This is a genomic window from Pectobacterium sp. 1950-15 (genome assembly GCF_037136835.1).
Taxonomy (GTDB): Bacteria; Pseudomonadota; Gammaproteobacteria; order Enterobacterales; family Enterobacteriaceae; genus Pectobacterium.
The window spans coordinates 52,372-76,298 of sequence record NZ_JBBBQR010000006.1 but is presented as its reverse complement, the minus strand read 5'-3'; the positions used below and the strand labels follow the sequence as shown (position 1 = coordinate 76,298).

Genomic DNA, 23,927 nt, shown 5'->3' with positions numbered 1-23,927 from the left:
TCATAACGCCGACAGGGCGACACGTCAGATAAAACAGGTATGAAACCAGTGAAGAAAGAACCAGCCGAAGTGAATGAGGTTGCACTGCGGGTAGCGGAGTTGCGCCGGGTCTTACGCCATCACGAATACAAATATCACGTTGAAGATGCGCCCGAAATTCCTGATGTCGAATATGACAAACTCATGCAGGAACTGAAAGCGTTAGAGGCGGATCACCCTGAGCTGGTGACCAGCGATTCTCCCACGCAGCGCGTGGGTGCGGCACCGCTGGCAGCGTTTGAACAGGTACGCCATGAAGTGCCGATGTTATCGCTGGATAACGTATTTGATGAAGAGAGCTACCTGGCCTTCAGCAAGCGAATTGGCGACCGGCTGAAAAACGGTGACGATCTGACATTCTGCTGTGAGCTAAAGCTGGATGGTTTAGCGGTCAGCTTGTTGTATGAAGACGGTGTTCTGGTACAGGCGGCCACGCGCGGGGATGGCACGACCGGGGAAAATATCACCAGTAACATTCGTACCGTTGCGGCGATTCCGTTGCGCCTTGAAGGTGACAACATCCCGCGCCGTGTCGAAGTGCGCGGTGAAGTGTTTATGAAACACAGCGGTTTTGAAAAGCTGAACGAAGAGGCTCGCCGTACGGGAAGTAAAGTCTTTGCCAACCCGCGTAATGCTGCCGCCGGATCGCTGCGCCAGCTTGACCCACGTATTACGGCTAAACGTCCACTGACCTTCTTCTGCTATGGCGTTGGTCTACTGGAAGGCGGTGAATTACCTGCCAGCCACTGGGAACGGCTGATGCAGTTCAAAGCGTGGGGACTGCCGGTTAGTGACAAAATCAAGCTCTGTACCGGTTCAGCTGAGGTGCTCGATTTTTATCGTCAGGTCGAACAAACCCGCAGTTCGTTAGGCTTTGATATCGACGGCGTCGTTGTCAAAGTTGACTCTCTGGAACTGCAGGAGCGGTTAGGGTTCGTTGCCCGTGCGCCTCGCTGGGCTGTAGCCTTTAAATTCCCGGCGCAGGAACAGCTGACCTGGGTACGTGATGTCGAGTTTCAGGTTGGGCGCACAGGGGCGATTACGCCAGTCGCGCGTCTGGAACCGGTCGCCGTAGCTGGGGTCATCGTCAGCAATGCGACATTGCACAATGCTGATGAAATTGAGCGGTTAGGTTTGCAGATTGGCGATCGCGTGATTGTGCGTCGTGCGGGGGATGTGATCCCGCAGATCGTCGGCATCGTGGAATCTGAACGGCCAGAAACGGTACAACCGATCGTTTTCCCTGCGGCCTGTCCCGTGTGTGGATCTGACGTTGAACGCGTAGAAGGGGAGGCCGTTACGCGCTGTACCGGTGGTTTGATCTGTGGTGCCCAGCGTAAAGAAGCACTGAAGCATTTTGTTTCTCGCCGTGCGTTGGATGTTGAAGGTATGGGCGATAAGATCATCGATCAGTTGGTGGAAAAAGAGTACGTCAAGACGCCAGCCGATCTGTTTCGCCTGAGCGCTGGGATCATGACAGGGCTGGATCGCATGGGGCCGAAATCAGCGATGAATCTGGTCAATGCGCTGGAAAAGGCGAAAAGCACTACGCTGGCGCGCTTCCTGTATGCTCTGGGGATTCGTGACGTTGGTGAATCTACCGCTGCCAATCTGGCTGCCCATTTTGGTTCGCTGGAAGCACTTTTTGCTGCCGATGAAGAAGCTCTGCTGGCGGTGCCGGATGTCGGTAAAGTTGTTGCCGCACATGTACGTCATTTCCTTGAGGAAGAGCATAACCAAACCGTTATTCGCGAACTGACCGATCCTGCTGGCATAAACATTCACTGGCCTGAGGTTCTGGTCGTCAAGGCTGAAGAGATCGACAGCCCATTCGCGGGGAAAACGGTGGTATTGACCGGATCGCTGAGCATTTTGTCCCGTGACGAAGCCAAAGATCGGCTAACGGCGTTAGGAGCAAAAGTGAGTGGCAGCGTCTCGAAGAAAACCGATATGGTGATCGCCGGCGAAGCCGCAGGTTCTAAGCTGGCAAAAGCGCAGGAGCTGGGAATCCCGGTGATCGACGAGGCGGAAATGATCCGACTATTGGGAGAGTAAGCGGTGGAAAAAGAAGACCTGATAGACATTGCCACGATGCAAATGCCCTTTGGTAAATACAAAGGACGAGTGCTGATTGATTTGCCTGAGGAGTACCTGTTGTGGTTCTCCCGCAAGGACGAATTTCCTAACGGTCGCTTAGGGGAATTGATGCAAATTACACTGGCAATCAAGATAGAGTGTCTGCAAGGGTTGGTAACACCGCTGAAGCGGCCCCGTTCCTGATTATCCATTTCCTGCGGTAACTTCTGATGAAAAAAGGTCGCTTCAATCAAGCGACCTTTTACATTTACCGGCTATCCCATCCCTGACGCAGACTAGACGTAGATATTAATCTGGTTATCTGCTGTCGGGCGGTTAACGCCTTCTTGTTTAGCACTTTGAGTCGAAGAGGTGGAATCAGACTGCTGTTCTGATTTTTCACTCTGCAAGCGGGCAATTTGTGCCTGTAACGCCTGGATTTGCGCTTGAATGGCCTGCTGCTGCTGTTCGATCAGTTTACGTTCATCATCGCTTTCTGCGCTGGAGGCCGATTCGGTCAGTTTACTTACCTGTTTGGTAAGCGCCTGAACCTGCTTGGTTAGCTGTGCAATCTGTTGCTCTGAGGTGTTGCTGCTTTTACTGCTGCTTGCTGTTGTTGTCGATACGCTGATACTGCTGATGGTGTTTGACATTTTCCCTCCTGAAAAGATGCCGATATACCCGAATTATTCGGGGTACAAGCCGTTATATCGGTAATTTAAGCACTTTCTCGAAGGGGATATTGTTGGCAATGAAGCATGAAATACTCACTTTCCTGACAGCTCATGTAACAAAATGTATCAGCCAGGAAAGGGAGAGAAAGATGACGTTCGTTAGCTACCGTACACGTTAATCGCGCTATTCAGCCGCCTTGCCTGAAGGTTTAGCCCTTCAGCGGCTTCTGTTGAATGCGTAACCATATCAGTATTGCGATGTGTCATTTGTTCTATCTGTGCAATAGAGGTGTTGATCAGGCCCAATGCCGAGGTTTGCTCATGCGTTGCGTTGCTGATCTCTTTGATCATGGTGGAGACCTGCAAGACTTCATCAACGATATCGCTGATATGTTTGCCCGCGTTTTCTACCATTGTGCTGCCTTGTTTCACGCTTTCAACGTTGGCGTCGATGAGTGCTTTAATCTCTTTGGCCGCAGAGGCGGAATGCTGTGCTAAATTGCGCACTTCGGCGGCCACTACGGCAAACCCCCGCCCCTGTACGCCAGCCCGCGCGGCTTCAACCGCCGCATTCAGTGCAAGGATGTTAGTCTGGAAGGCAATACTGTCTATCACGCCAATGATATCAACGATCTTGTCGCTAGCGCTGGAAATGGAATCCATCATGCCGATGGTTTCCTTCATGATATTGCCACCTTTAAGCGCGGTACTGCTGGCGGCTTCAGCCATTGTGGTGGCCTGTGCCGCCGTTTCAGCACTCTGCTGCACGGCAACGGTAATTTCTTCAATGGCGGCGGCGGTTTGTTGCAGGTTTGCCGATGTTTCTTCTGTACGCGTATTCAGGTCGATATTGTTTTCCGCCAGCTTATGGCTGACGTTGGTAATACCGTTTACCTGCGTGCTGACGTCATCAACAAGCGAATGCAAATTCAGGCCAAACTGATTAACGGAACGCAGTAGCAAACCGATTTCGTCTACCCGATTCAGATGGATATGCTTTACTTTACGGCCTGAGACCACATGCTGAGCCTGCTTCAGTATCATCCCGATGGGCTGTGCGATTTGCTTTTGCAGCAACTGATCCAGGATAACAATGAGTAACAGCGCCAGTGCCAGTAGCCACAGCGGATTCATGCCGCTGAAAGCAAGCAGCGTGGGAATGAGCCCCGCCGTCAATACCGCGATGCGTAAGCGCCAGCGGACTGATAACTTTTGCAATAGCGACAGTGGCGAAAAGAGTCCGGTGCGAACCACCAGCCCTTTGTAGAACTTGCGGTTGCCCGCCTGTTTTTTCTGCACGGCGCTATACAACGCTTCGGCAGATTTGATCTCTTCGGCGCTGGGCGTGTTACGTACCGAGATATAGCCCGCGAGATGCTCCTGCTGGTAGACCGGCGTAACGTTGGCGCGAACCCAGTAGTGGTCGCCGTTGTTGCGGCGGTTTTTCACTAACCCTGTCCAGCTATCGCCTTGTTTCAACGTAAACCACATGTCGGCATAGGCTTCAACGGGCATGTCAGGGTGACGCACAATATTGTGTGGCTGGTTGATGAGCTGCTCTTCAGAAAAACCACTAACCTTAATGAAGGCAGAGTTGGCATAAGTAATGTGGCTGTGAATATTTGTCGTGGACATCAATATGGTGTCCATGTCTAACAGATACTCCTGCTGTGTAACAGGTGTATTCACTCTCATGAGAAACCCCGGCGTACGTATCCCGCTCAGTCCCAGGTTCAGCCATACTGGTCGCTTTCCTCGTTTCAGTCGTTCTGATTATTACAGAAGCTAAAACGCTGTGTCGCTGCCGCGTGGTACATCCCGTGAAATCTGTCAGGCATATTGCTGTGTAAATATTCAAGTTATTCAAATAGGTATACTGAAAATTTTTGGGCGCTCACTCATTTATATAAAATAATGCCAGACATTATTTATGAGCAGGCTATTGACCCTATATTGTGCGTGATGGAGTTTTTGTAACTGTATTTTTGTAACAAATATGTCATCAGTGTTAGCACGCTTTTTCAGCACGCGTAAATTTATGATGGGGACGATTACCTGTCAATTGATTCATTTTATTGGCAATAAATAATTGGTAAAAAAATGATTAAGAATAGGTGGTGAGTAAATAGGGATTATTCTTAAAGGGAATTTTTGAATCAATGAAATTGAAGCTAAGAAGAATGGTTTGTTAATTTTTTTTTATTTTTTCTTTGCGTGAATGAAAGTAAATGTTGCTTATCTGCTGTTTGTTCTTTTAATTAGCACTGTTATTAGCACTTAATTTATTGTAGATCAAATAACGCGATCCGCAGGCCGGATAATGACTCTGGCCTGCGGAGGACGATAATCAGGTTACCGGCGCTGGATTGAAAACGGCCAGTGCGTTATGAAGCCCCCACTGATCGGACCAGGTTTTTTTCTTGCCACTGGCGATATCCAAAATGAAGTGGAAAAGCTGCCAGCCCACGTCTTCGATCGTGGCTTCTCCGGTAGCAATCGTACCGGCATCAATATCCATCAGATCGTGCCAGCGGTTTGCCAGTGCAGTACGGGTTGCCATTTTTATGACGGGTACCGCGAGCAGGCCATAGGGCGTACCGCGACCCGTGGTGAAGACCTGCACGGTGATACCGGAAGCAAGCTGCTGGGTGCCGCACACGAAGTCACTGGCTGGCGTTGCGGCGTAAATTAGCCCACGCTTGGTGGGGCGTTGACCGGGAGACAGGACCTCGACAATAGCGCTGGTGCCGGATTTTGCAATGGAGCCGAGCGCTTTTTCCACCACGTTCGCCAGACCTCCCTTTTTGTTGCCCGGCGATGGGTTGGCGCTACGATCAGTCTGGCCGCTGTCGAGATAATTGTCGTACCAGGCCATTTCTTCCAGTAGACGTTTACCGACTTCTTCATTGATGGCGCGCGGCGTTAACAGATGAATGGCGTCGCGCACTTCAGTTACTTCGGAGAACATGACGGTTGCGCCGCAGCGTACCAGTAGGTCGGATGCAAAACCGACGGCTGGGTTCGCGGTAACGCCAGAGAAAGCATCGCTGCCGCCACACTGCATGCCGACAACCAATTCTGAGGCCGGACAGGTTTCACGCTGGCGTTTGTTCAGCCGTTGCAGGTGCCTGTCTGCCATCGTCAGAATGTCATCCACCATCGATCTGAAACCAACGTGGTGTTCATCCTGCAAGCGGACAATACTACTGTCATCAAGAGAGATGGCCTGTACGTCTGATGTCCCTTCCAGCAGGCGTTCCGGTTGTAATTTTTCACAGCCCAGGCCCACCACCAGTATCTCTCCGCCAAAATTCGGGTTCAGCGCCAGGTTGTGAATGGTACGGATAGGAACGACCGCAGCAGGTGCATTGATCGCCACGCCGCAGCCGTAGAGATGGTTGAGTGCGACCACGCCATCCACATTGGGATATTTCGGTAATAAATCCCGCTCGATAATTTTGACGACATAGTCCACTACGCCCGCGACACAGTGCACGCTGGTGCTGATGCCCAACAGATTTTTTGTGCCTACGCTGCCATCGGCGTTACGGTAACCTTCAAAGGTGTAGCCTTCCAGCGAAGGCAGGGAGGCCGGGACTTTAGTCGCCAGCGGCAGGGTTTCCAACGCGGGAGCCTGAGGCAACTCGACCAGGGATTCATCAATCCAGCTTCCTTTAGCAATATCGCGTAGCGCATACCCGATAATTTCACCATAGCGGATTATTGCGCCTGATTTGGCGATATCAACAAGGGCAACTTTGTGTCCCTGCGGAACATGCTCAATTAATTCCAGATTATCATTAAAACGGGTTCCGGCACGTAAGCCATTATTATTAACAACAATGGCAACATTATCAGAATCGTGGACCTTAATATAAAGTGGCTGCTCTTGTGCAGCATTACTTTCTGATTTATCTGACATGATGCAAGCCTTTATTATTGGTTTATCAGAAACGCCGTGGTAATGATTACCACGCTATTACTTTATTGCTCGCTAACGAGTATACGTGAGGTTCTCTTCTCGTACATTATGCAATTGACCTAAGCCCGTGCTTTTTGTTTCTGATTTATCAGGCGAAGCCCCAATTTTTGGTGAGTTTGATCACATTCTGCCTGCACGCAGTTTTTAAGGGAGAAATGAAAATAATGTGTATGAATGTAAAAAGAGAATGGCGACATTTTTCGTGAAACACCTCGCACTATATAGGGCAAGTGCACCAACATATTCAAAAGGACATTTTTAATGTTGTGCTTTTATCTAGTGAGCAGCCAGTAGGTAAAAATTATAATGATCCGGCGAGTTGAAGATGTCAGCTAATTACTCTGAAGCTATATAGCCTGGCTATTCGCAAGAAAAATAAAAATGGGAATTTAACTATACCCTAAATAATTCGAGTTTCAGGTAGGCGGCAAGAGAAGGAATCCCGATGAACTTACTTAGGTAAGTGATTCGGGTGAGTGAACGCAGCCAACACACATGTAACTTGAAGTATGACGGGGATATCCACTGATCTTCATTCTGATAACCCTACACGTTATCTGTTATTCAGAATGAATGAGCGAACCGCGATTGAAGCAGGAGTTCATCATGAATACAGTAAGCTCAGCAGCTGGCGCGATACAAAAGAGAACAAACGCCCGCTACTGGATTGTCGTGATGTTGTTTATCGTCACGTCATTTAACTATGGCGACCGTGCCACATTGTCCATCGCTGGCTCTGCTATGTCCAAAGAGATTGGGTTGGATGCGGTAGGGATGGGCTATATCTTCTCAGCGTTCTCCTGGGCGTATGTGATTGGGCAAATCCCCGGAGGCTGGCTGCTCGATCGCTTCGGCTCAAAGAAAGTTTACTTCTACAGCATCTTCACCTGGTCGGTTTTTACCTTATTACAAGGCTTTGTCGATATCTTCAGCGGTGCTGGCATCGTCATTTCTTTGTTCCTCTTGCGCTTTATGGTCGGCCTGTGTGAATCACCTTCCTTCCCGGGAAATAGCCGTATTGTCGCTGCTTGGTTCCCTGCACAAGAACGTGGAACAGCCGTCGCGATATTCAACTCGGCCCAATACTTTGCGACCGTGATTTTCGCCCCTATCATGGGCTGGTTGGTACATGCGGTGGGTTGGGCGCACGTGTTCTGGTTCATGGGTGGTTTGGGTATCATCCTCAGCTTTGTCTGGCTGAAAGTGATCCACGATCCTAAAGATCATCCTGGCGTGAATCAGGCTGAACTGGATTACATTGAGGCCGGTGGTGCGCTAATCAACATGGATGCCAAAGGGTCGAAGAAAGCGACCGAAAAGGGCGAAAAATGGCATCAGATCAATCAATTACTGCAGTCTCGTATGATGCTCGGTATCTATATCGGTCAATACTGTATTAACGCACTGACCTACTTTTTCATCACCTGGTTCCCACTCTATCTGGTTCAGGCGCGTGGCATGTCGATTCTCAAAGCCGGGTTTGTTGCCTCGGTACCTGCCATCTGTGGTTTTGTCGGCGGCGTTCTGGGCGGCATTATTTCCGATTATCTGATGCGCCGGACCAATTCACTGACCTTTGCCCGTAAAACACCTATTGTCCTCGGTATGTTGCTCTCCATGTCGATGGTGATTTGTAACTATGTAGAAACCGAATGGGTTGTTATTGCGGTGATGTCTGCGGCTTTCTTCGGGAAAGGCATTGGTGCGCTGGGCTGGGCGGTTATGGCCGATACCGCGCCGAAAGAAATCAGTGGGTTGAGCGGTGGGCTGTTCAACATGTTCGGTAATGCGTCTGGTATCGTGACACCGATTGCAATTGGCTACATCATCGGAATGACCGGCTCTTTCAACGGCGGTCTGGTGTATGTCGGGATTCATGCGCTGGTTGCCATCGTCAGCTACCTGTTTATCGTACAGGATATTAAACGTATCGAATTGAAGCCATTCGTTAAGAAGTAAGGCCATTCGTTACCGTATTAATTTGCATATAGGCAATAACACAAAACGCTGCGGCATCGTACTGATGGCGCAGCGTTTCGCTATATACCCGTCATACTTCACGTTGCATGTACGTTGGCCGCGTTCACTCACCCGAATCACTTACTTGAGTAAGCTCATCGGGATTCGCTCTCTTGCCGCGTTACAAGGCTTATAAATAAACCTTGCCCTAGCGGGCCAACGCTTTGCGTTGTTCAAACGTTAACGTTTGTCCTGAAACTCGAATTATTTAGGGTATAGGCTTGCCGCTTATTTACCTCATGGAAAGCCGCGTTTTATCTATTTGAAATCGGTTGCTGGGAAGAGGTATTTCGGGGGTTATAAGGCGGAAATTCGCTTTCCCCGGTTTTCGTGAAACACCTCCCATTGGCCTGTGATAATGACATATTTAATCTGCATTTCGACAGGGAATACTGTGCTATTGCCCAATGAGTTGTGAAATAAGAAAACTTATACTTTTTCCTGAGGTTGGTAAGGCGGTATTCATTCTGACAACGCTTTTCTGACTGGTTTATTCCGGTATCGGGACAGTTATAACCTGTTTTTATTCTGATAACCCTACAAGCATTACCATTTCAAATCAGAGTAAAAAAAAGGTCGCGCTAATAAAGTAGGAAAACAACATGAAATCATCTACTGGTGCACCATCTGTTTTTTATTTCTGTATGACTGAATTATTTTCATCCGCTTCAACGTGCTTCTGCGTTGTGGCAAACATCGGAAACCTAAGCGTAAACCCTGTGCGCACCATTCGTGATGGGAGTCTGTAATGACAAACTTTTCGGCGACCCCTGTAATTACTGACATGAAAGTCATCCCCGTCGCGGGCTATGACAGCATGTTGCTGAACATCGGGGGGGCACATGGTGCTTACTTTACGCGTAACCTCGTCATTTTAACCGACAGCGCCGGGCATACCGGTGTCGGCGAAGCCCCCGGCGGTGAAGTTATTTACAACACGTTGGTTGAGGCTATTCCTCGCGTGAAAGGCGAACAAATCGCCCGCATGAATCGTCTGGTTCATGACATTCATGTCGGCAACCAATCTTCTGATTTTGATTCCTTCGGCAAAGGCGCCTGGACGTTTGAACTGCGCGTGAATGCGGTGGCGGCGCTCGAAGCCGCGCTGCTCGATCTGCTGGGACAATTTATGGGTGTCCCCGTTGCCGAGCTGCTGGGGCCGGGGAAGCAGCGTGATGACGTCACCGTGCTCGGTTACCTGTTCTATATCGGTGACCGCACGAAGACGGATCTACCCTATTTAGCCGGTGAGAAAGGCAAGCACGAGTGGTATCACCTGCGTCACCAACAGGCGATGGACAGCGAAGCGATTGTGCGTTTGGCCGAAGCCACCACTGACCGCTACGGATTTAAAGATTTCAAACTCAAAGGCGGCGTGTTGCCCGGCGAGCAGGAAATCGATGCTGTGAAAGCGCTGAAGAAACGCTTCCCGGATGCCCGCATTACCGTCGATCCAAACGGGGCCTGGCTGCTGGATGAAGCGATTGGTTTATGCAAAGACATGAAGGGCATTCTGACCTATGCGGAAGACCCGTGCGGTGCTGAACAAGGTTTCTCTGGTCGCGAAGTGATGGCGGAATTCCGTCGCGCCACCGGGCTGCCAGTTGCGACCAACATGATTGCCACCAACTGGCGCGAAATGAATCATGCTGTGATGCTACAGGCGGTCGATATTCCGCTGGCCGATCCGCATTTCTGGACGATGCACGGTGCAGTGCGCGTCGCCCAACTGTGTGATGAGTGGGGCCTGACATGGGGTTGCCATTCCAATAACCACTTTGATATTTCGCTGGCGATGTTCACGCACGTGGGGGCGGCGGCTCCGGGTAATCCGACGGCGATTGATACGCACTGGATCTGGCAGGAAGGGCAGCATCTGACCAAAGAGCCGCTGCAAATCGTCAACGGCAAGATTAAGGTGCCGGATCGCCCGGGTCTGGGGATTGAGCTGGATATGGCACAAGTGATGAAAGCCCACGATCTGTACAAAAAATTACCGAGCGGGGCACGTAATGATGCCGTCGCCATGCAGTACCTGATTCCTGGTTGGAAGTTTGACCGCAAACGCCCGGTTTTTGGCCGCTAACCCTACATAAAAAAATGAGAGAGAAAGGATAAGAAAATGACATTGCAAAATTCAACGCCGGTTATTACCCACATGCAGGTTATCCCGGTTGCAGGTCACGACAGTATGCTGCTTAACCTGAGCGGCGCACATGCACCTTATTTCACTCGCAACATTGTGATTCTGAAAGATAACGCCGGGAATACCGGTGTCGGTGAAATTCCCGGCGGTGAGAAAATCCGTCAGACGCTGGAAGATGCTGCCGCGCTGGTAGTCGGCAAAACGCTGGGTGAGTACAAAAACGTGATGACGGCGGTGCGTGAACAGTTCGCCGACCGTGATTCCTCCGGGCGTGGCTTGCAGACGTTCGATCTGCGTACCACTATCCATGTCGTCACGGGGATAGAAGCCGCAATGCTCGATCTGCTGGGGCAGTTCCTCAATGTCAGCGTGGCCTCGCTGCTGGGCGACGGTCAGCAGCGTGATGCGGTAGAAATGCTGGGCTATCTGTTCTACATCGGCGATCGTAATAAAACCGATCTGCCTTATCAGAGCCAGACGAATGAGAAGTGTGACTGGTATCGTCTGCGTCATGAAGAAGCGTTGTCTCCAGAAACCATCGTACGTCTGGCTGAGGCGGCGTATGAAAAATACGGTTTCAATGATTTCAAACTGAAAGGCGGCGTACTGGCCGGGAGTGAAGAAGCCGAAGCGGTGACCGCGCTGGCGAAGCGCTTCCCGCAGGCGCGCATCACGCTGGATCCAAACGGGGCCTGGTCGCTGGATGAGGCCATCGGTCTGGGCAAACAGCTGCGCGGTGTGCTGGCGTATGCGGAAGATCCGTGCGGTGCGGAACAAGGTTTCTCCGGCCGTGAAGTCATGGCGGAGTTCCGTCGTGCGACGGGGCTGCCGACGGCAACCAACATGATTGCCACCGACTGGCGACAAATGGGCCACACCATTTCGCTGCAATCGGTCGATATCCCGCTGGCCGATCCGCACTTCTGGACGATGCAAGGTTCCGTACGTGTGGCGCAGATGTGCCACGAATGGGGCTTAACCTGGGGCTCTCACTCCAATAACCACTTTGATATTTCACTGGCCATGTTTACCCAGGTCGCGGCAGCGGCACCGGGCAAGATTACGGCGATTGATACGCACTGGATCTGGCAGGAAGGCAATCAGCGCCTGACGAAAGAACCGTTGCAGATTGTTGGCGGCATGGTGGAAGTGCCGAAGAAACCGGGTCTGGGTATCGAACTGGATATGGATCAGGTGATGAAAGCACACGAACTGTATAAAAACATGGGATTAGGCGCACGTAATGACGCCATGGGGATGCAGTACCTTATTCCTGAGTGGACGTTTGATAATAAACGTCCGTGTCTGGTTCGCTAACGTTCTGATTTTCCGTTTTTTGAGCGCGCCGCTTCAGGCAAGCGGCGCTGGAATGACCGAGGATAAAAAATGAAGACTCCGCTGTTACCTAACCGTTTTCGCCAAGATTTGCAGCAGGGGAAAACGTTGATTGGCTGCTGGTGTGCGCTGGGCAATCCGATTTCAACTGAAGTGCTGGGGCTGGCGGGATTCGACTGGCTGGTGCTGGATGGCGAGCATGCACCTAACGATATCGTGACGTTTATTCCTCAACTGATGGCGCTAAAAGGCAGCCACAGCGCGCCCGTCGTTCGTCCGCCGTGCAATGAGCCGATCATCATCAAGCGGTTGTTGGATATCGGGTTCAATAACTTCCTGATCCCCTTTGTGGAAACGGCGGAAGAAGCCGCACGTGCGGTTGCGTCAACCCGTTATCCGCCAGCGGGTATCCGCGGTGTTTCCGTGGCGCACCGTAGCAACGGCTACGGCACCGAACCGGACTATTTCGCCAAGATTAACGACAGCATTACCGTTGTGGTGCAAATCGAAAGTCAGGACGGCCTCGACAACCTGGATGCGATTATCGCGGTAGACGGCGTAGACGGCGTGTTTGTCGGCCCGAGCGACCTGTCCGCGGCGCTGGGCTATCTCGGTCAGCCTAACCACCCTGACGTGCAGAAAGCGATCCGCCACATCTTCGATCGCGCGGCAGCGCATAACAAACCCTGCGGCATTCTGGCACCGGTTGAAGCCGATGCACGCCGCTATCTGGAATGGGGCGCAAGCTTTGTCGCGGTCGGTAGCGATCTGGGCGTGTTCCGCAGCGCAACACAGGCGCTGAGCGACAAATACAAGAAGTGATTCAGTGATTCCGCGGCGAATTGAATCTGCCATGAGGCGGGTTCATCGTGAATTGAAGTGATATCTACATCAGACAATGAGGTTAGGGCGATGAAAATTGGTTTTATTGGACTGGGCATCATGGGAAAACCGATGAGTAAAAATCTGCTGAAAGCAGGTTACTCATTAGTCGTGATGGACAGAAATCTGGACGCGGTCGCGGAAGTGGTTGCGGCGGGCGCTACGACGGCGGGTACGCCGAAACAGGTTGCGGAGCAGTGCGACGTTATCATCACCATGCTGCCTAACTCTCCGCACGTTAAAGAGGTGGTGCTGGGTGAAAACGGCGTCATCGAGGGCGCACGTGCCGGAAGCATTGTGGTGGATATGAGTTCCATCGCGCCGCTTGCCAGCCGCGAAATTGCTACCGCGCTAGCGGCGAAAGAGATCGCCATGCTGGATGCGCCCGTCAGCGGCGGTGAACCGAAAGCGATCGACGGCACGCTGTCTGTGATGGTGGGCGGCGACAAAGCGCAATTTGATCGCTGTTTTGAGATTCTGAAATCCATGGCGGGATCCGTTGTACATACCGGTGATATCGGCGCGGGCAACGTGACCAAACTGGCGAATCAGGTGATTGTGGCGCTGAACATTGCCGCCATGTCTGAGGCGCTGGTGCTGGCAACGAAAGCTGGGGTTAACCCGGATCTGGTGTATCAGGCAATCCGCGGCGGGTTGGCGGGCAGCACCGTGCTGGATGCGAAAGCGCCGATGGTGATGGATCGTAACTTTAAGCCGGGTTTCCGCATCGATCTGCATATTAAAGATTTGGCGAACGCGCTGGATACTTCACACGGTGTTGGCGCCCAACTGCCGTTAACGGCAGCGGTGATGGAAATGATGCAGGCGCTGAAAGCGGACGATCTGGGATCGGCCGACCACAGTGCGCTGGCGTGTTACTACGAGAAGCTGGCCAAAGTTGAAGTTACGCGATAAGCCGTGAAGCGATAGTCATGAGGCTGGCACAGGATGCCAGCCGACTGGCAGAGAATCATTCTGATCTATCCAAGAGATTTCAGGACCTGCAGCCCTGAAAGCTGGCGGGTATATACCCTAAATAATTCGAGTTTCAGGACAAACGTTAACGTTTGAACAACGCAAAGCGTTGGCCCGCTAGGGCAAGGTTTATTTATAAGCCTTGTAACGCGGCAAGAGAAGGACAAATTCGTCGGGAACGAATTTGACCAGCCAACGGCTGGCCTTCGGTGAGAGACAGGATGTCTCTCATTTCATCCCGATGAGCTTACACAGGTAAGTGATTCGGGTGAGTGAACGCGGCCAACGCACATGCAACTTGAAGTATGACGAGTATAAGCGCCGTTTCATGAGCGCGCGGATTATTGATGCAATCGGAACGTTGATGAAATCGGATCGTTTATGAAAATAGTGATCGCACCGGATTCTTATAAAGAAAGCTTGTCTGCACAAGATGTTGCTACGCAGATTGAAAAGGGATTTCGTGAAATATTTCCCGATGCCTGCTATGTCAAATTACCTGTTGCAGATGGTGGGGAAGGCACAGTTGAAGCGATGGTCGCTGCGACCGATGGCAAGATTGTGAATGTTAAGGTCACAGGACCGTTAGGCGACAGCATCGACGCGTTCTTTGGCCTGTCTGGCGATGAAAAAACGGCTTTTATTGAGATGGCGGCGGCAAGCGGTCTGGAACGGGTACCTTCGCAACTGCGTAACCCGTTAAAAACAACCAGCTATGGCACGGGCGAACTGATTCGCTGCGCGTTAGATTATGGTATCCGGCACTGCATCATCGGGATTGGCGGGAGCGCAACCAATGACGGCGGATCGGGCATGGTGCAGGCGCTCGGCGCGAAGCTGCTGGATAAGCAGGGCGAACAGATCGGTTTTGGCGGTGGCGAGCTCGACAAACTCGCTCGCATTGATATCAGCGAGCTGGATGAACGTATTAAAGGCTGCCGTTTTGAAGTGGCCTGCGATGTGACCAACCCACTGACGGGGAAACAGGGCGCATCGGCGATTTTTGGCCCTCAGAAAGGGGCGACGCCGGAGATGATTGAACAGCTGGATAATGCGCTGAAGCATTATGCGGCGGTAATTCGCCACGATCTGGATATGGACGTGGAACACGTTCCTGGCGCGGGGGCGGCGGGTGGCATGGGGGCGGCGCTACAGGCTTTTTGCGGTGCTGAACTGCGTCAGGGCATTGAGATTGTCACAGAAGCGCTGGGGCTGGATGAACTGGTACGAGATGCCACACTGGTGATTACCGGCGAAGGGCGCATCGACAGCCAGACGATCCACGGTAAAGTGCCGATTGGCGTGGCGCGGGTCGCCAAACAGTATAATAAACCGGTCATTGGTATTGCAGGCAGCCTGACGGCAGATGTCGGCGTGGTGCATGAACATGGTCTGGACGCGGTATTCAGCGTGCTTTACAACATCTGCTCACTAGAAGAAGCGCTGGATAATGCGGCAGAAAATGTGCGAATGGCGGCACGTAATATCGCTGCGACGATCCGGCTGGCGCAGTCGGTATCGCGATAATCGTCATTGTGATGCGATGGTGTTTGGTCTTTTTCTATGTAGACTGAGAGACGGTTTCGTGCGCTCGACCCTTAAACGTTCAGCGTTAGGTTCTCCCTCTGTCAGGCTGCTGTTTCTTATACGAATGCAGCGACATTGTGGTTTTTGCCGTTATCCGGCGTAAAAAATTATGCTGAGGAGATAGCTGGCTTAGGATGAGCCGCATGGACGCGGCTCAAGCTTGCGCCACGTAGGGAACGTGTCGCAAGCGGTCCGTTAAGCCGGATATCGACGAAGGTACCGTGTTAGCGGCATAATTTCCGCCGAAAGCCTGGGGCCACGGGGCGAGTGGCGTTTGAGCCGTCCCGTGTCGGGCGCGTGCTGCGGAGGAGCATGAAATAGCCATATTGTAAGCGCACGAAACTGTCTCTGCATCCACATAGCATGTGACAAAAAGACAGGGCTATGCTGGGATATTGATTACGAGCGCATCGGTTTGATATGCGGCTGGGCGGCTTTGTTGACGTTGTCGATTTCGTCCAGTAGCTCCAGCCATTCGGGCTCCAAATCGCTGGCGTGCACGCCTTTACGCAACTGCTGCTCCAGATAGCGGCAGATGCGTTTCAGACGCGGCACGCCGCTGTAGCTGCAACTGCCGTGCAGTTTATGCACGAGTTCGATAATGTCGTCATCCGTCTGGCCTTTCAGCACGTTTTCTATCTTCTGCTGAACCTCCGGTAAGAAATCCAACAGCATTTGCAGCAGGTCACGCGCCAACTCCGGTTTGTTGGCCGCCTGTTGCTGCGCCAGCGCCCAGTCGAGAGAGAGCTGGCTATCGTCGTGCTCGCTCAATAAACCCGTCATATCACCGCGATCGCGCTTTAACGGATCCTTTCGCGCATGACGCGTCAGCACGCTTTTCAGCATCTGTTCATCTATCGGTTTAGCCAGATAGTCATCCATGCCTGAACGCAGCAGATGCTCGCGTTCACCCGTCATGGTTTGTGCCGTCACCGCGATGATGGGCGTGGTGGCATGATGAGGGATCTGGCGGATCAGTTCGCTGGCGCAAATGCCGTCCATACCCGGCATCTGAATGTCCATGAGGATAATGTCGAACTGATGCAATTTCGCCTGTGCAATCGCATCCTGTCCGCTTTCGCACAGAATAATCGTCTCGACCTGCTCTTCCAGCAGTGTGCCGATCAGTTTCAGATTCGCCGGGTTGTCATCCACCGCCATCACGCTTAGCGGCAGACGGGCCGGATGGCGTGTAGCACTCGGGTGAGATGCCGTATCGTCCGGCAGGAAAGAGAGCTGGAACAGCGTGCTGTCCTGTAACAGCGGCAGCAGGCGTGATGCCGCGAGCGGTTTGCTCAGACACGCATGTACGCCGAAGGTTTTCAGCTGTTCGGCATCCATTTGCGCCAGGCTGGGCAGCGCCAGAATCACACAGGGTGCCCGGCGGCAGATATCACGCAGTCTGGGCGTGTAGTCGAGCAGTGTGTTGCGATATTGCACGGGAATGCCGAGCAGCAGGATATCGAATTCCCCTTCCGGCAGTTGCTCAAATGTCGGGCTGTAGCTCACGATGAGTGGCGTCTGGTTCAGGATATCCAGCGTGGCCTGCGCGGCGATGGGATGATACTCGACGTAGGCCAGATGTTTGCCTTGCAGCATCGTGTAAGCCGGTTCTGTCGGTATGGCGTGCGGGTTGAGCGGCAGCGTGATGTGGAACCAGAAGGTCGAGCCCTTGTTGAGCTGACTCTGGAAACTGATATCGCCACCCATCTCTTTGACCAGGCGTTGGGTGATGACCAGCCCGAGTCCCGTGCCGCCATGACGGCGTGAAATACTGGTGTCAGCCTGACGGAACGCCTGGAACAGCTGCGATTGCTGCAATTCGGCAATACCGATGCCGGTATCGCGTATTTGCACCTCTAGCTGGACCTGATGGTGTTCCTGACGGCGCTTCTCTACCCGAATATCAATGTTGCCCTGCTCGGTAAATTTAATCGCGTTGCCCAGCAGGTTGGTGATGATTTGCTGTATCCGTAGCGGATCGCCGACAAACTGTTCGGGCACGTCATTCTGAATGCTGAGCGTCAGCTCTAATCCTTTTTCATGTGCCGTGTGCGCCAGCAGCATCACGACATCGTCCAGCGTGTTGTGCAGCGAGAACGGTATATCCTCCAGCACCAGCTTACCCGCCTCCAGCTTCGAGAAATCCAGCACATCGTTAATGATATTCAGCAGGTTATTGGCGGAACGTTCGATGGTAAGCAGATAGTCAGTCTGCGTGGTGTTCAGCGGGGTTTTCAACGTCTGGCGAGTGAAACCGATCACGCCATTCAGCGGCGTTCTCAGTTCGTGTGACATATTAGCCAGAAACTCCGATTTAATACGTGCCGCTTCCTGCGCCCGCTTTTTGGCCAGATCCAGTTCGACGTTCTGGATCTCCATCTGCTCCAGCGTTTCTCGCAGATCGTAGGTCGCCTGATCGATATTTTGCTGCATCTCCTCATGGTAGGCGGTCAGCGACATTGCCATTGAATTGATGCCGTTTTTCAGCATGTCCAACTCGCCCAGCATGTACCCTTCTACCCGGCTATCCAACTGCCCGCGACGGATGCGATCGACGGTCTCAACCATATTACGAATCGGGGTGGTGACATCCCGCATCAGACGATAGGCAAAGAGAACGGCGGCACCCAAAGATAACAACAGCAAGAGCGCGGCGATGAAGATTTCCTGATACTGCTGAAGCCGAATGGTGCTGGTGTCCAGTTCGATGACCAGATAGCCGAGAGGTGTGGCGGTACCGGGCAACACGGGCGCCGTGCCTGCCGGCATAAATTCGCTGTCATTGACGATCGGCATGTGCAGAATCAGCGCGTCGTTCGTGTGGTGCAGGTGCAATTTGTTGTAGGAATGTGCGTCGCTGCTGATCGGCTGTAATGTCACGTTGTTGCGTACGTTGGTGGTAGCCAGAAGCTGATTGCGCGCATCGAACACGCTAATGGTACGAATAATCGCAGAGTGCCGACGGTGAAGCGTATTGATTAACGCGGGAATGGTGTCCATCTGACGATGGGTAATCGCGTAAGCGCTGATGGTTGCCAGCGGTTCAATAATGCTAGTGCCTGAGTCTGCCAATTGCGACTGCAACTGGTTGTAACGATGAATGACGAAGAACGAACTGAGCAGCAGCCCGATCATCAGCGTCGGTGCCAAAATCAGTATCAACATCCGTGCACGAAGACTGTATTTGGTCATGGGGTTCCAATGTGGGAGAATTAGAGGATGCCAGGCACCCTATTATTTAATTTAGTTATTAGATATGGCCGTTCAACTTAAGAGAAAAATCGATAGTACATTATGGCGCAATTCTACTCTCCAAACCGGCGTGTGACGACCCGGAAAGCGATTCCTGCTAAGAACCTCACTGTTACGGTCACGTCGCTTGACCCGTTTGGACAGGGGGTGGCGCGCCACGAAGGCAAGACGGTGTTTGTCACGGGTGTACTGCCGGGAGAGCAGGCTGAGGTCCAACTGACGGAAGAGAAACGTCAGTTTTCGCATGCAAAGCTTAAACGCCTTCTGACGCACAGCCCACAGCGCGTTGAGCCGCTGTGCCCGCATTTTACCCGCTGCGGCGGCTGCCAGCAGCAGCACGCGGACATCACGCTGCAACAGAGTAGCAAAACGGCCGCATTAATGCGCCTGATGACGCGAGAAACGGGCGCGGAGCTGCCTGACGCCTCGCTGATCGCCGGCACACCTTATGCCTATCGGAGGCGCGCGCGGCTTGCGTTATACTTTCAGACAAAAGAGCAGCGTCTGTTGATGGGCTATCGGCAGTCAAATTCTCACGATCTGGTGGATATCAAAGCCTGTCCGGTGCTACGCCCCGAGCTTGAAGCGCTGCTGCAACCGTTGCGCGACTGCCTGAGCCGATTAAAGGCGGTGAAGCGCCTTGGGCATGTGGAACTGGTGCAGGCGGACAACGGCCCGCTGCTGGTGCTGAGGCACCTTGATCTGCTGCATTCATCGGATGAGCAGGCGCTGCGAGATTTTGCCCGGCAGCAGGGTGTCTCGGTTTATCTGGCTCCGGATGCCGATTCGCTGACGTGTCTGCACGGCGAAGAGCCGGTTTATCACGTCGCTGGGTTGACGCTGGCCTTTAGCCCGCGTGATTTTATTCAGGTCAACGACGCGGTCAACCAGCAGATGGTTGCACAGGCGCTGGCGTGGCTGGATGTGCAACCGCAGGATAGAATATTAGATCTGTTTTGCGGCATGGGTAACTTCACGCTGCCACTGGCACAGCGCGCCGCCAGCGTCGTTGGCGTTGAAGGGGTGACCGCGCTGGTAGAGAAAGGACGTGAGAATGCCCGACGCAATGCGCTGTCCAATGTCACATTTTTTCACCAAAATCTTGAAGATGACGTCACACAGCAGCCGTGGGCGGCTCAGGGTTTTGATAAGATATTACTTGATCCGGCACGTGCGGGCGCGGCAGGCGTAATGGAACAGATAACCCGACTGGCACCTGAACGGGTGGTATATGTTTCCTGTAATGCCACGACGCTAGCGCGCGACAGCAAAGTATTACTGGCGGCAGGTTTTAGGCTGGTGAATGTCGCGATGCTGGATATGTTTCCACATACCGGGCACCTTGAATCGATGGCATTGTTTTTGCACGATACCGGCACGCGAAAGGCGTAATAGGCTGCAAAGCGGCGTCGTTTGCAAGGTGAAGGGTAACGTAGGGAGAAATTATGGTTGCGGTAAGAAGTGCGCATTTGAATACGGCAGGTGAATTTGTCCCTGACGCGTGGATTGCTTCGCTGGGTATTTCCAGCCAGCAATCGTGTGAACGTTTAGCCGAAACCTGGCGTTACTGTGAGCAGCAAACGCAAGATCACTCCGATGCATCGCTACTGCTGTGGCGCGGCATTGAAATGGTGGAAATCCTGTCCACGCTCAGTATGGACAATGACAGCATGCGCGCGGCGCTGCTCTTTCCACTGGCGGATGCAGGCGTGGTCGATGAGGCGACGCTGGAAGCCGCATTTGGTAAAAACATCGTTGATTTGGTGCATGGCGTGCGCGATATGGATGCAATTCGCCAGCTCAAAGCAACGCAGAATGACTCTGGCGCGTCTGAGCAGGTCGATAATATCCGTCGCATGTTGCTGGCGATGGTGGAAGATTTCCGCTGCGTGGTCATCAAACTCGCCGAGCGGATCGCCCACCTGCGTGAAGTGAAGGATGCCCCGGAAGAAGAACGGGTGCTGGCGGCCAAAGAGTGTACCAATATCTACGCGCCGTTGGCGAACCGCCTGGGCATCGGGCAGTTGAAGTGGGAACTGGAAGATTTCTGCTTCCGCTACCTGCACCCGGATGAATATAAAAAAATCGCCAAACTGCTGCACGAGCGCCGCATCGATCGCGCGCAGTACATTGATGATTTTGTCAAAACGCTGCGCGATGCGATGAAAGAAGAGGGCGTGCAGGCAGAGATTTACGGCCGTCCCAAGCATATCTACAGCATCTGGCGCAAGATGCAGAAAAAAGCGCTGTCGTTTGATGAGCTGTTCGATGTGCGTGCGGTGCGTATTGTCGTTGAGCGCTTGCAGGACTGCTACGGGGCGCTGGGTATCGTGCATACCCACTATCGCCATTTGCCGGACGAATTTGACGATTACGTTGCCAACCCGAAACCAAACGGCTATCAGTCCATTCACACCGTGGTGCTAGGGCCGGGTGGGAAGACGCTTGAAATCCAGATTCGCACGCGCCAGATGCATGAAGATGCCGAGCTGGGCGTGGCGGCACACTGGAAATACAAAGAAGGCACCTCCGTGGGCGGGCGCTCCGGCTATGAAGGACGCATTGCCTGGCTGCGTAAACTGCTTGCCTGGCAGGAAGAGGTGGCTGATTCGAACGACGTGTTGGATGAAGTTCGCAGTCAGGTATTTGACGATCGCGTGTATGTCTTTACGCCGAAAGGCGATGTGGTGGATCTCCCGGCCGGTTCCACGCCGCTGGATTTCGCTTATCACATCCATAGCGATATCGGGCATCGTTGCATTGGGGCGAAAATTGGCGGACGTATTGTGCCGTTTACCTACCAGCTGCAAATGGGCGATCAGATTGAAATTATTACCCAGAAGCAGCCGAACCCGAGCCGCGATTGGCTGAATCCGAATCTGGGATATATCACCACCAGCCGTGGACGTTCCAAGATCCAGAACTGGTTCCGCAAGCAGGATCGCGACAAGAATATACTGGCGGGACGGCAGATTCTGGACGACGAACTGGCGCATCTGGGGATCAGCCTGAAAGCGGCGGAGAAATTGCTGCTGCCGCGCTACAACGTGAATTCGCTGGATGAACTACTGGCTGCTATCGGCGGTGGCGATGTTCGTCTGAACCAGATGGTGAATTTCCTGCAATCGCAGTTAAAACAGCCAAGTGCGGAAGAACTGGATCGTGAAGCGCTGCGCCAACTGACGCAGAAATCGCATCAGCCGCCAGTACGCAGTAACAATAAAGATAACGGTCGCGTGGTCGTAGAAGGCGTCGGTAACCTGATGCACCATATCGCGCGTTGCTGCCAGCCGATTCCGGGTGACGAGATCACCGGGTTCATCACGCGCGGTCGGGGGATTTCGATTCACCGCGCGGACTGCGAACAGTTGGATGAACTGCGCGCCAGTTCGCCGGAGCGGATTGTGGACGCGGTATGGGGCGAAAGCTACTCCAGCGGCTATTCGCTGGTGGTGAGGGTGATTGCCAACGATCGCAGCGGCCTATTGCGGGATATCACCACGATTCTGGCGAATGAGAAGGTCAATGTACTGGGCGTCGCCAGCCGCAGCGACATCAAGCAGCAGTTGGCAACAATTGATATGGATATCGAGATCTACAACCTGCAAGTGCTGAGCCGCATTCTGGCGAAGCTCAACCAACTGCCGGATGTGATCGACGCGCGGCGCCAACAAGGGGCATAAATGATAGCTTTGTGTTTTGCCTCAAGCGTAAAAATTACGCTGAGGAAACACAGCCATCCAGGATGAGTGGCATGGATGCCACGAAAGTCGCTGCCGCGTAGGGAACGCGTCAGCGACGGTCCGCCAGATGACTGTATTTCCGAAGGCACCGCGAAGCGGCGTAATTCCCGCGTAAAAGACTGGGGTCACGGGGCGGCGTCGATTGGACGCCCCGTGTCGGGCGCGACGCAGTTGCGGAAATGAGCGTTGGAATATATCGCGCACGAAACCTCTCCAGCTTGTCTGCAACCTTCGTAAAAATAATTTTTGATTTTCAGGAATATTATGACCATATCTTTGACGAATCTATCCCCCGTCGAGCGTCTGCTCGCCATCATGAAAACCCTACGCGATCCCGAAAATGGCTGTCCGTGGGACAAGAAACAGACTTTTGACACTATTGCGCCTTATACGCTGGAAGAAACGTATGAGGTGCTGGACGCCATCAGCCGTCAGGATTTTGATGATTTGCGCGGTGAGTTAGGGGATTTGCTGTTTCAGGTGGTGTTTTACGCGCAGATGGCACAGGAAAAGGGCTTATTCGATTTCTCCGACGTGTGTAATGCCATCAGCGACAAGCTGGAACGCCGCCACCCGCATATTTTTGGGGATCTGACGCTGACGGACAGCGATGCCGTGCTGGCAAATTGGGAACAGACAAAAGCGCAGGAACGGGCGGAGAAAGATCGTCATTCCCAGCTGGATGATATTCCTGATGCGCTGCCTGCGTTGATGAAAGCGCAAAAAATTCAGCAGCGTTGTGCGTCTGTTGGCTTCGATTGGGATAGTCTGGGGCCGGTGCTCGATAAAGTGTATGAAGAGATCGATGAGGTCATGTTTGAGGCGCGGCAAGCCGTTGTCGATGAAGAAAAATTAGGTGAAGAGATTGGTGATTTATTATTCGCCACAGTCAATCTCTCTCGTCATCTGGGACACAAGGCCGAGAATGCGTTACAGGCAGCGAATCGTAAGTTCACTCGCCGTTTTCGTGAAGTAGAACAAATCGTTACGGCATCGGGAAAGACGTTGGAACAGGCAACGCTGGACGAAATGGAAGCCGCGTGGCAGCAGGTGAAAAAACAGGAAATCAGTCATTAATCCTTTTTCATCGATAAAACCGTTTTTTATTGATTTTAAGGTTTTTATTTTATTGTTTTTTAAAGTAATTGTGGGGCGAGGTGAGGGTGGTTTCACCTTGTCTGCGCGTGTGTTGGAATCGTCACATTGTGTAAAAC

Annotated in this window: 16 protein-coding genes; 12 read left to right on the top strand and 4 right to left on the bottom strand. The window is 52.6% G+C overall.

Features of this window, described 5'->3' with window-relative positions:
* The first annotated feature begins 39 nt into the window (after positions 1 to 39).
* On the top strand, positions 40 to 2,094 hold the full coding sequence (gene ligA / locus WCT94_RS08855) for an NAD-dependent DNA ligase LigA (RefSeq protein ID WP_336869144.1): 2,055 nt from the start codon (positions 40 to 42) through the stop codon (positions 2,092 to 2,094).
* Between the two features lie 3 nt (positions 2,095 to 2,097).
* Positions 2,098 to 2,319: a DUF3820 family protein gene (locus WCT94_RS08850; RefSeq protein WP_336869143.1), complete on the top strand. Its 222-nt coding sequence runs from the start codon at positions 2,098 to 2,100 to the stop codon at positions 2,317 to 2,319.
* 92 nt (positions 2,320 to 2,411) lie between these two features.
* Here the strand turns inward: WCT94_RS08850 and WCT94_RS08845 are convergent, their stop codons facing one another.
* The 3 genes from WCT94_RS08845 to garD all read right to left on the bottom strand — a co-directional run bounded on the left by WCT94_RS08845 (position 2,412) and on the right by garD (position 6,711).
* Positions 2,412 to 2,768, bottom strand: a complete 357-nt coding sequence (locus tag WCT94_RS08845; protein ID WP_039465980.1) for a FlxA-like family protein — start codon at positions 2,766 to 2,768, stop codon at positions 2,412 to 2,414.
* A gap of 180 nt (positions 2,769 to 2,948) precedes the next feature.
* Positions 2,949 to 4,484, bottom strand: coding sequence for a methyl-accepting chemotaxis protein (locus WCT94_RS08840; RefSeq protein WP_336869141.1), 1,536 nt, complete (start codon positions 4,482 to 4,484; stop codon positions 2,949 to 2,951).
* A gap of 652 nt (positions 4,485 to 5,136) precedes the next feature.
* On the bottom strand, positions 5,137 to 6,711 hold the full coding sequence (gene garD, locus WCT94_RS08835; protein WP_336869140.1) for a galactarate dehydratase: 1,575 nt from the start codon (positions 6,709 to 6,711) through the stop codon (positions 5,137 to 5,139).
* 666 nt (positions 6,712 to 7,377) lie between these two features.
* Here garD and WCT94_RS08830 point away from each other — a divergent pair.
* The 6 genes from WCT94_RS08830 (at position 7,378) to WCT94_RS08805 (ending at position 15,655) form a co-directional block, all read left to right on the top strand.
* On the top strand, positions 7,378 to 8,730 hold the full coding sequence (locus WCT94_RS08830) for an MFS transporter (RefSeq protein ID WP_336869139.1): 1,353 nt from the start codon (positions 7,378 to 7,380) through the stop codon (positions 8,728 to 8,730).
* Between the two features lie 808 nt (positions 8,731 to 9,538).
* The gene (locus WCT94_RS08825) at positions 9,539 to 10,876 is read left to right on the top strand and encodes an enolase C-terminal domain-like protein (RefSeq protein ID WP_336869138.1); all 1,338 of its coding nucleotides are present in this window, start codon (positions 9,539 to 9,541) and stop codon (positions 10,874 to 10,876) included.
* Positions 10,877 to 10,912: 36 nt separating this feature from the next.
* Positions 10,913 to 12,253, top strand: coding sequence for a glucarate dehydratase (gene gudD, locus WCT94_RS08820; protein ID WP_336869137.1), 1,341 nt, complete (start codon positions 10,913 to 10,915; stop codon positions 12,251 to 12,253).
* Positions 12,254 to 12,322: 69 nt separating this feature from the next.
* Complete coding sequence (gene garL / locus WCT94_RS08815) at positions 12,323 to 13,093, top strand: 2-dehydro-3-deoxyglucarate aldolase (RefSeq protein ID WP_336869135.1); 771 nt, start codon at positions 12,323 to 12,325, stop codon at positions 13,091 to 13,093.
* Between the two features lie 60 nt (positions 13,094 to 13,153).
* Positions 13,154 to 14,068: a 2-hydroxy-3-oxopropionate reductase gene (garR, locus tag WCT94_RS08810; protein ID WP_336869333.1), complete on the top strand. Its 915-nt coding sequence runs from the start codon at positions 13,154 to 13,156 to the stop codon at positions 14,066 to 14,068.
* A 441-nt stretch (positions 14,069 to 14,509) separates the two neighbouring features.
* On the top strand, positions 14,510 to 15,655 hold the full coding sequence (locus WCT94_RS08805; RefSeq protein WP_336869133.1) for a glycerate kinase: 1,146 nt from the start codon (positions 14,510 to 14,512) through the stop codon (positions 15,653 to 15,655).
* Positions 15,656 to 16,114: 459 nt separating this feature from the next.
* Here WCT94_RS08805 and barA read toward each other — a convergent pair whose 3' ends face one another.
* Positions 16,115 to 18,910 carry a two-component sensor histidine kinase BarA gene (barA, locus tag WCT94_RS08800; RefSeq protein ID WP_336869132.1) on the bottom strand — a complete coding sequence of 932 codons (2,796 nt, stop codon included), beginning with the start codon at positions 18,908 to 18,910 and terminating at the stop codon, positions 16,115 to 16,117.
* Between the two features lie 102 nt (positions 18,911 to 19,012).
* On the opposite strand from barA, the gene rlmD reads away from it, so the two are divergent.
* The 4 genes from rlmD (at position 19,013) to mazG (ending at position 23,790) form a co-directional block, all read left to right on the top strand.
* A complete protein-coding gene (gene rlmD, locus WCT94_RS08795) occupies positions 19,013 to 20,362 on the top strand; it encodes a 23S rRNA (uracil(1939)-C(5))-methyltransferase RlmD (RefSeq protein WP_336869131.1) in 1,350 nt (449 codons plus the stop codon).
* Between the two features lie 53 nt (positions 20,363 to 20,415).
* Positions 20,416 to 22,653 (top strand): GTP diphosphokinase, encoded by a 2,238-nt coding sequence (relA, locus tag WCT94_RS08790; RefSeq protein WP_336869130.1) that lies wholly within the window; start codon positions 20,416 to 20,418, stop codon positions 22,651 to 22,653.
* A 75-nt stretch (positions 22,654 to 22,728) separates the two neighbouring features.
* The gene (locus WCT94_RS08785; protein ID WP_161494299.1) at positions 22,729 to 22,896 is read left to right on the top strand and encodes a hypothetical protein; all 168 of its coding nucleotides are present in this window, start codon (positions 22,729 to 22,731) and stop codon (positions 22,894 to 22,896) included.
* 81 nt (positions 22,897 to 22,977) lie between these two features.
* On the top strand, positions 22,978 to 23,790 hold the full coding sequence (gene mazG / locus WCT94_RS08780) for a nucleoside triphosphate pyrophosphohydrolase (protein ID WP_336869128.1): 813 nt from the start codon (positions 22,978 to 22,980) through the stop codon (positions 23,788 to 23,790).
* Positions 23,791 to 23,927: the final 137 nt, after the last annotated feature.

Bases quoted from the DNA above. Each gene is read 5' to 3' on its own strand.
- ligA (WP_336869144.1), top strand. From the start codon at position 40: ATGAAACCAGTGAAGAAAGAACCAGCCGAAGTGAATGAGGTTGCACTG.
- WCT94_RS08845 (WP_039465980.1), bottom strand. From the start codon at position 2,768: ATGTCAAACACCATCAGCAGTATCAGCGTATCGACAACAACAGCAAGC.
- WCT94_RS08840 (WP_336869141.1), bottom strand. From the start codon at position 4,484: ATGAGAGTGAATACACCTGTTACACAGCAGGAGTATCTGTTAGACATG.
- garD (WP_336869140.1), bottom strand. From the start codon at position 6,711: ATGTCAGATAAATCAGAAAGTAATGCTGCACAAGAGCAGCCACTTTAT.
- WCT94_RS08830 (WP_336869139.1), top strand. From the start codon at position 7,378: ATGAATACAGTAAGCTCAGCAGCTGGCGCGATACAAAAGAGAACAAAC.
- WCT94_RS08825 (WP_336869138.1), top strand. From the start codon at position 9,539: ATGACAAACTTTTCGGCGACCCCTGTAATTACTGACATGAAAGTCATC.
- gudD (WP_336869137.1), top strand. From the start codon at position 10,913: ATGACATTGCAAAATTCAACGCCGGTTATTACCCACATGCAGGTTATC.
- garL (WP_336869135.1), top strand. From the start codon at position 12,323: ATGAAGACTCCGCTGTTACCTAACCGTTTTCGCCAAGATTTGCAGCAG.
- WCT94_RS08805 (WP_336869133.1), top strand. From the start codon at position 14,510: ATGAAAATAGTGATCGCACCGGATTCTTATAAAGAAAGCTTGTCTGCA.
- barA (WP_336869132.1), bottom strand. From the start codon at position 18,910: ATGACCAAATACAGTCTTCGTGCACGGATGTTGATACTGATTTTGGCA.
- rlmD (WP_336869131.1), top strand. From the start codon at position 19,013: ATGGCGCAATTCTACTCTCCAAACCGGCGTGTGACGACCCGGAAAGCG.
- relA (WP_336869130.1), top strand. From the start codon at position 20,416: ATGGTTGCGGTAAGAAGTGCGCATTTGAATACGGCAGGTGAATTTGTC.
- WCT94_RS08785 (WP_161494299.1), top strand. From the start codon at position 22,729: ATGCCACGAAAGTCGCTGCCGCGTAGGGAACGCGTCAGCGACGGTCCG.
- mazG (WP_336869128.1), top strand. From the start codon at position 22,978: ATGACCATATCTTTGACGAATCTATCCCCCGTCGAGCGTCTGCTCGCC.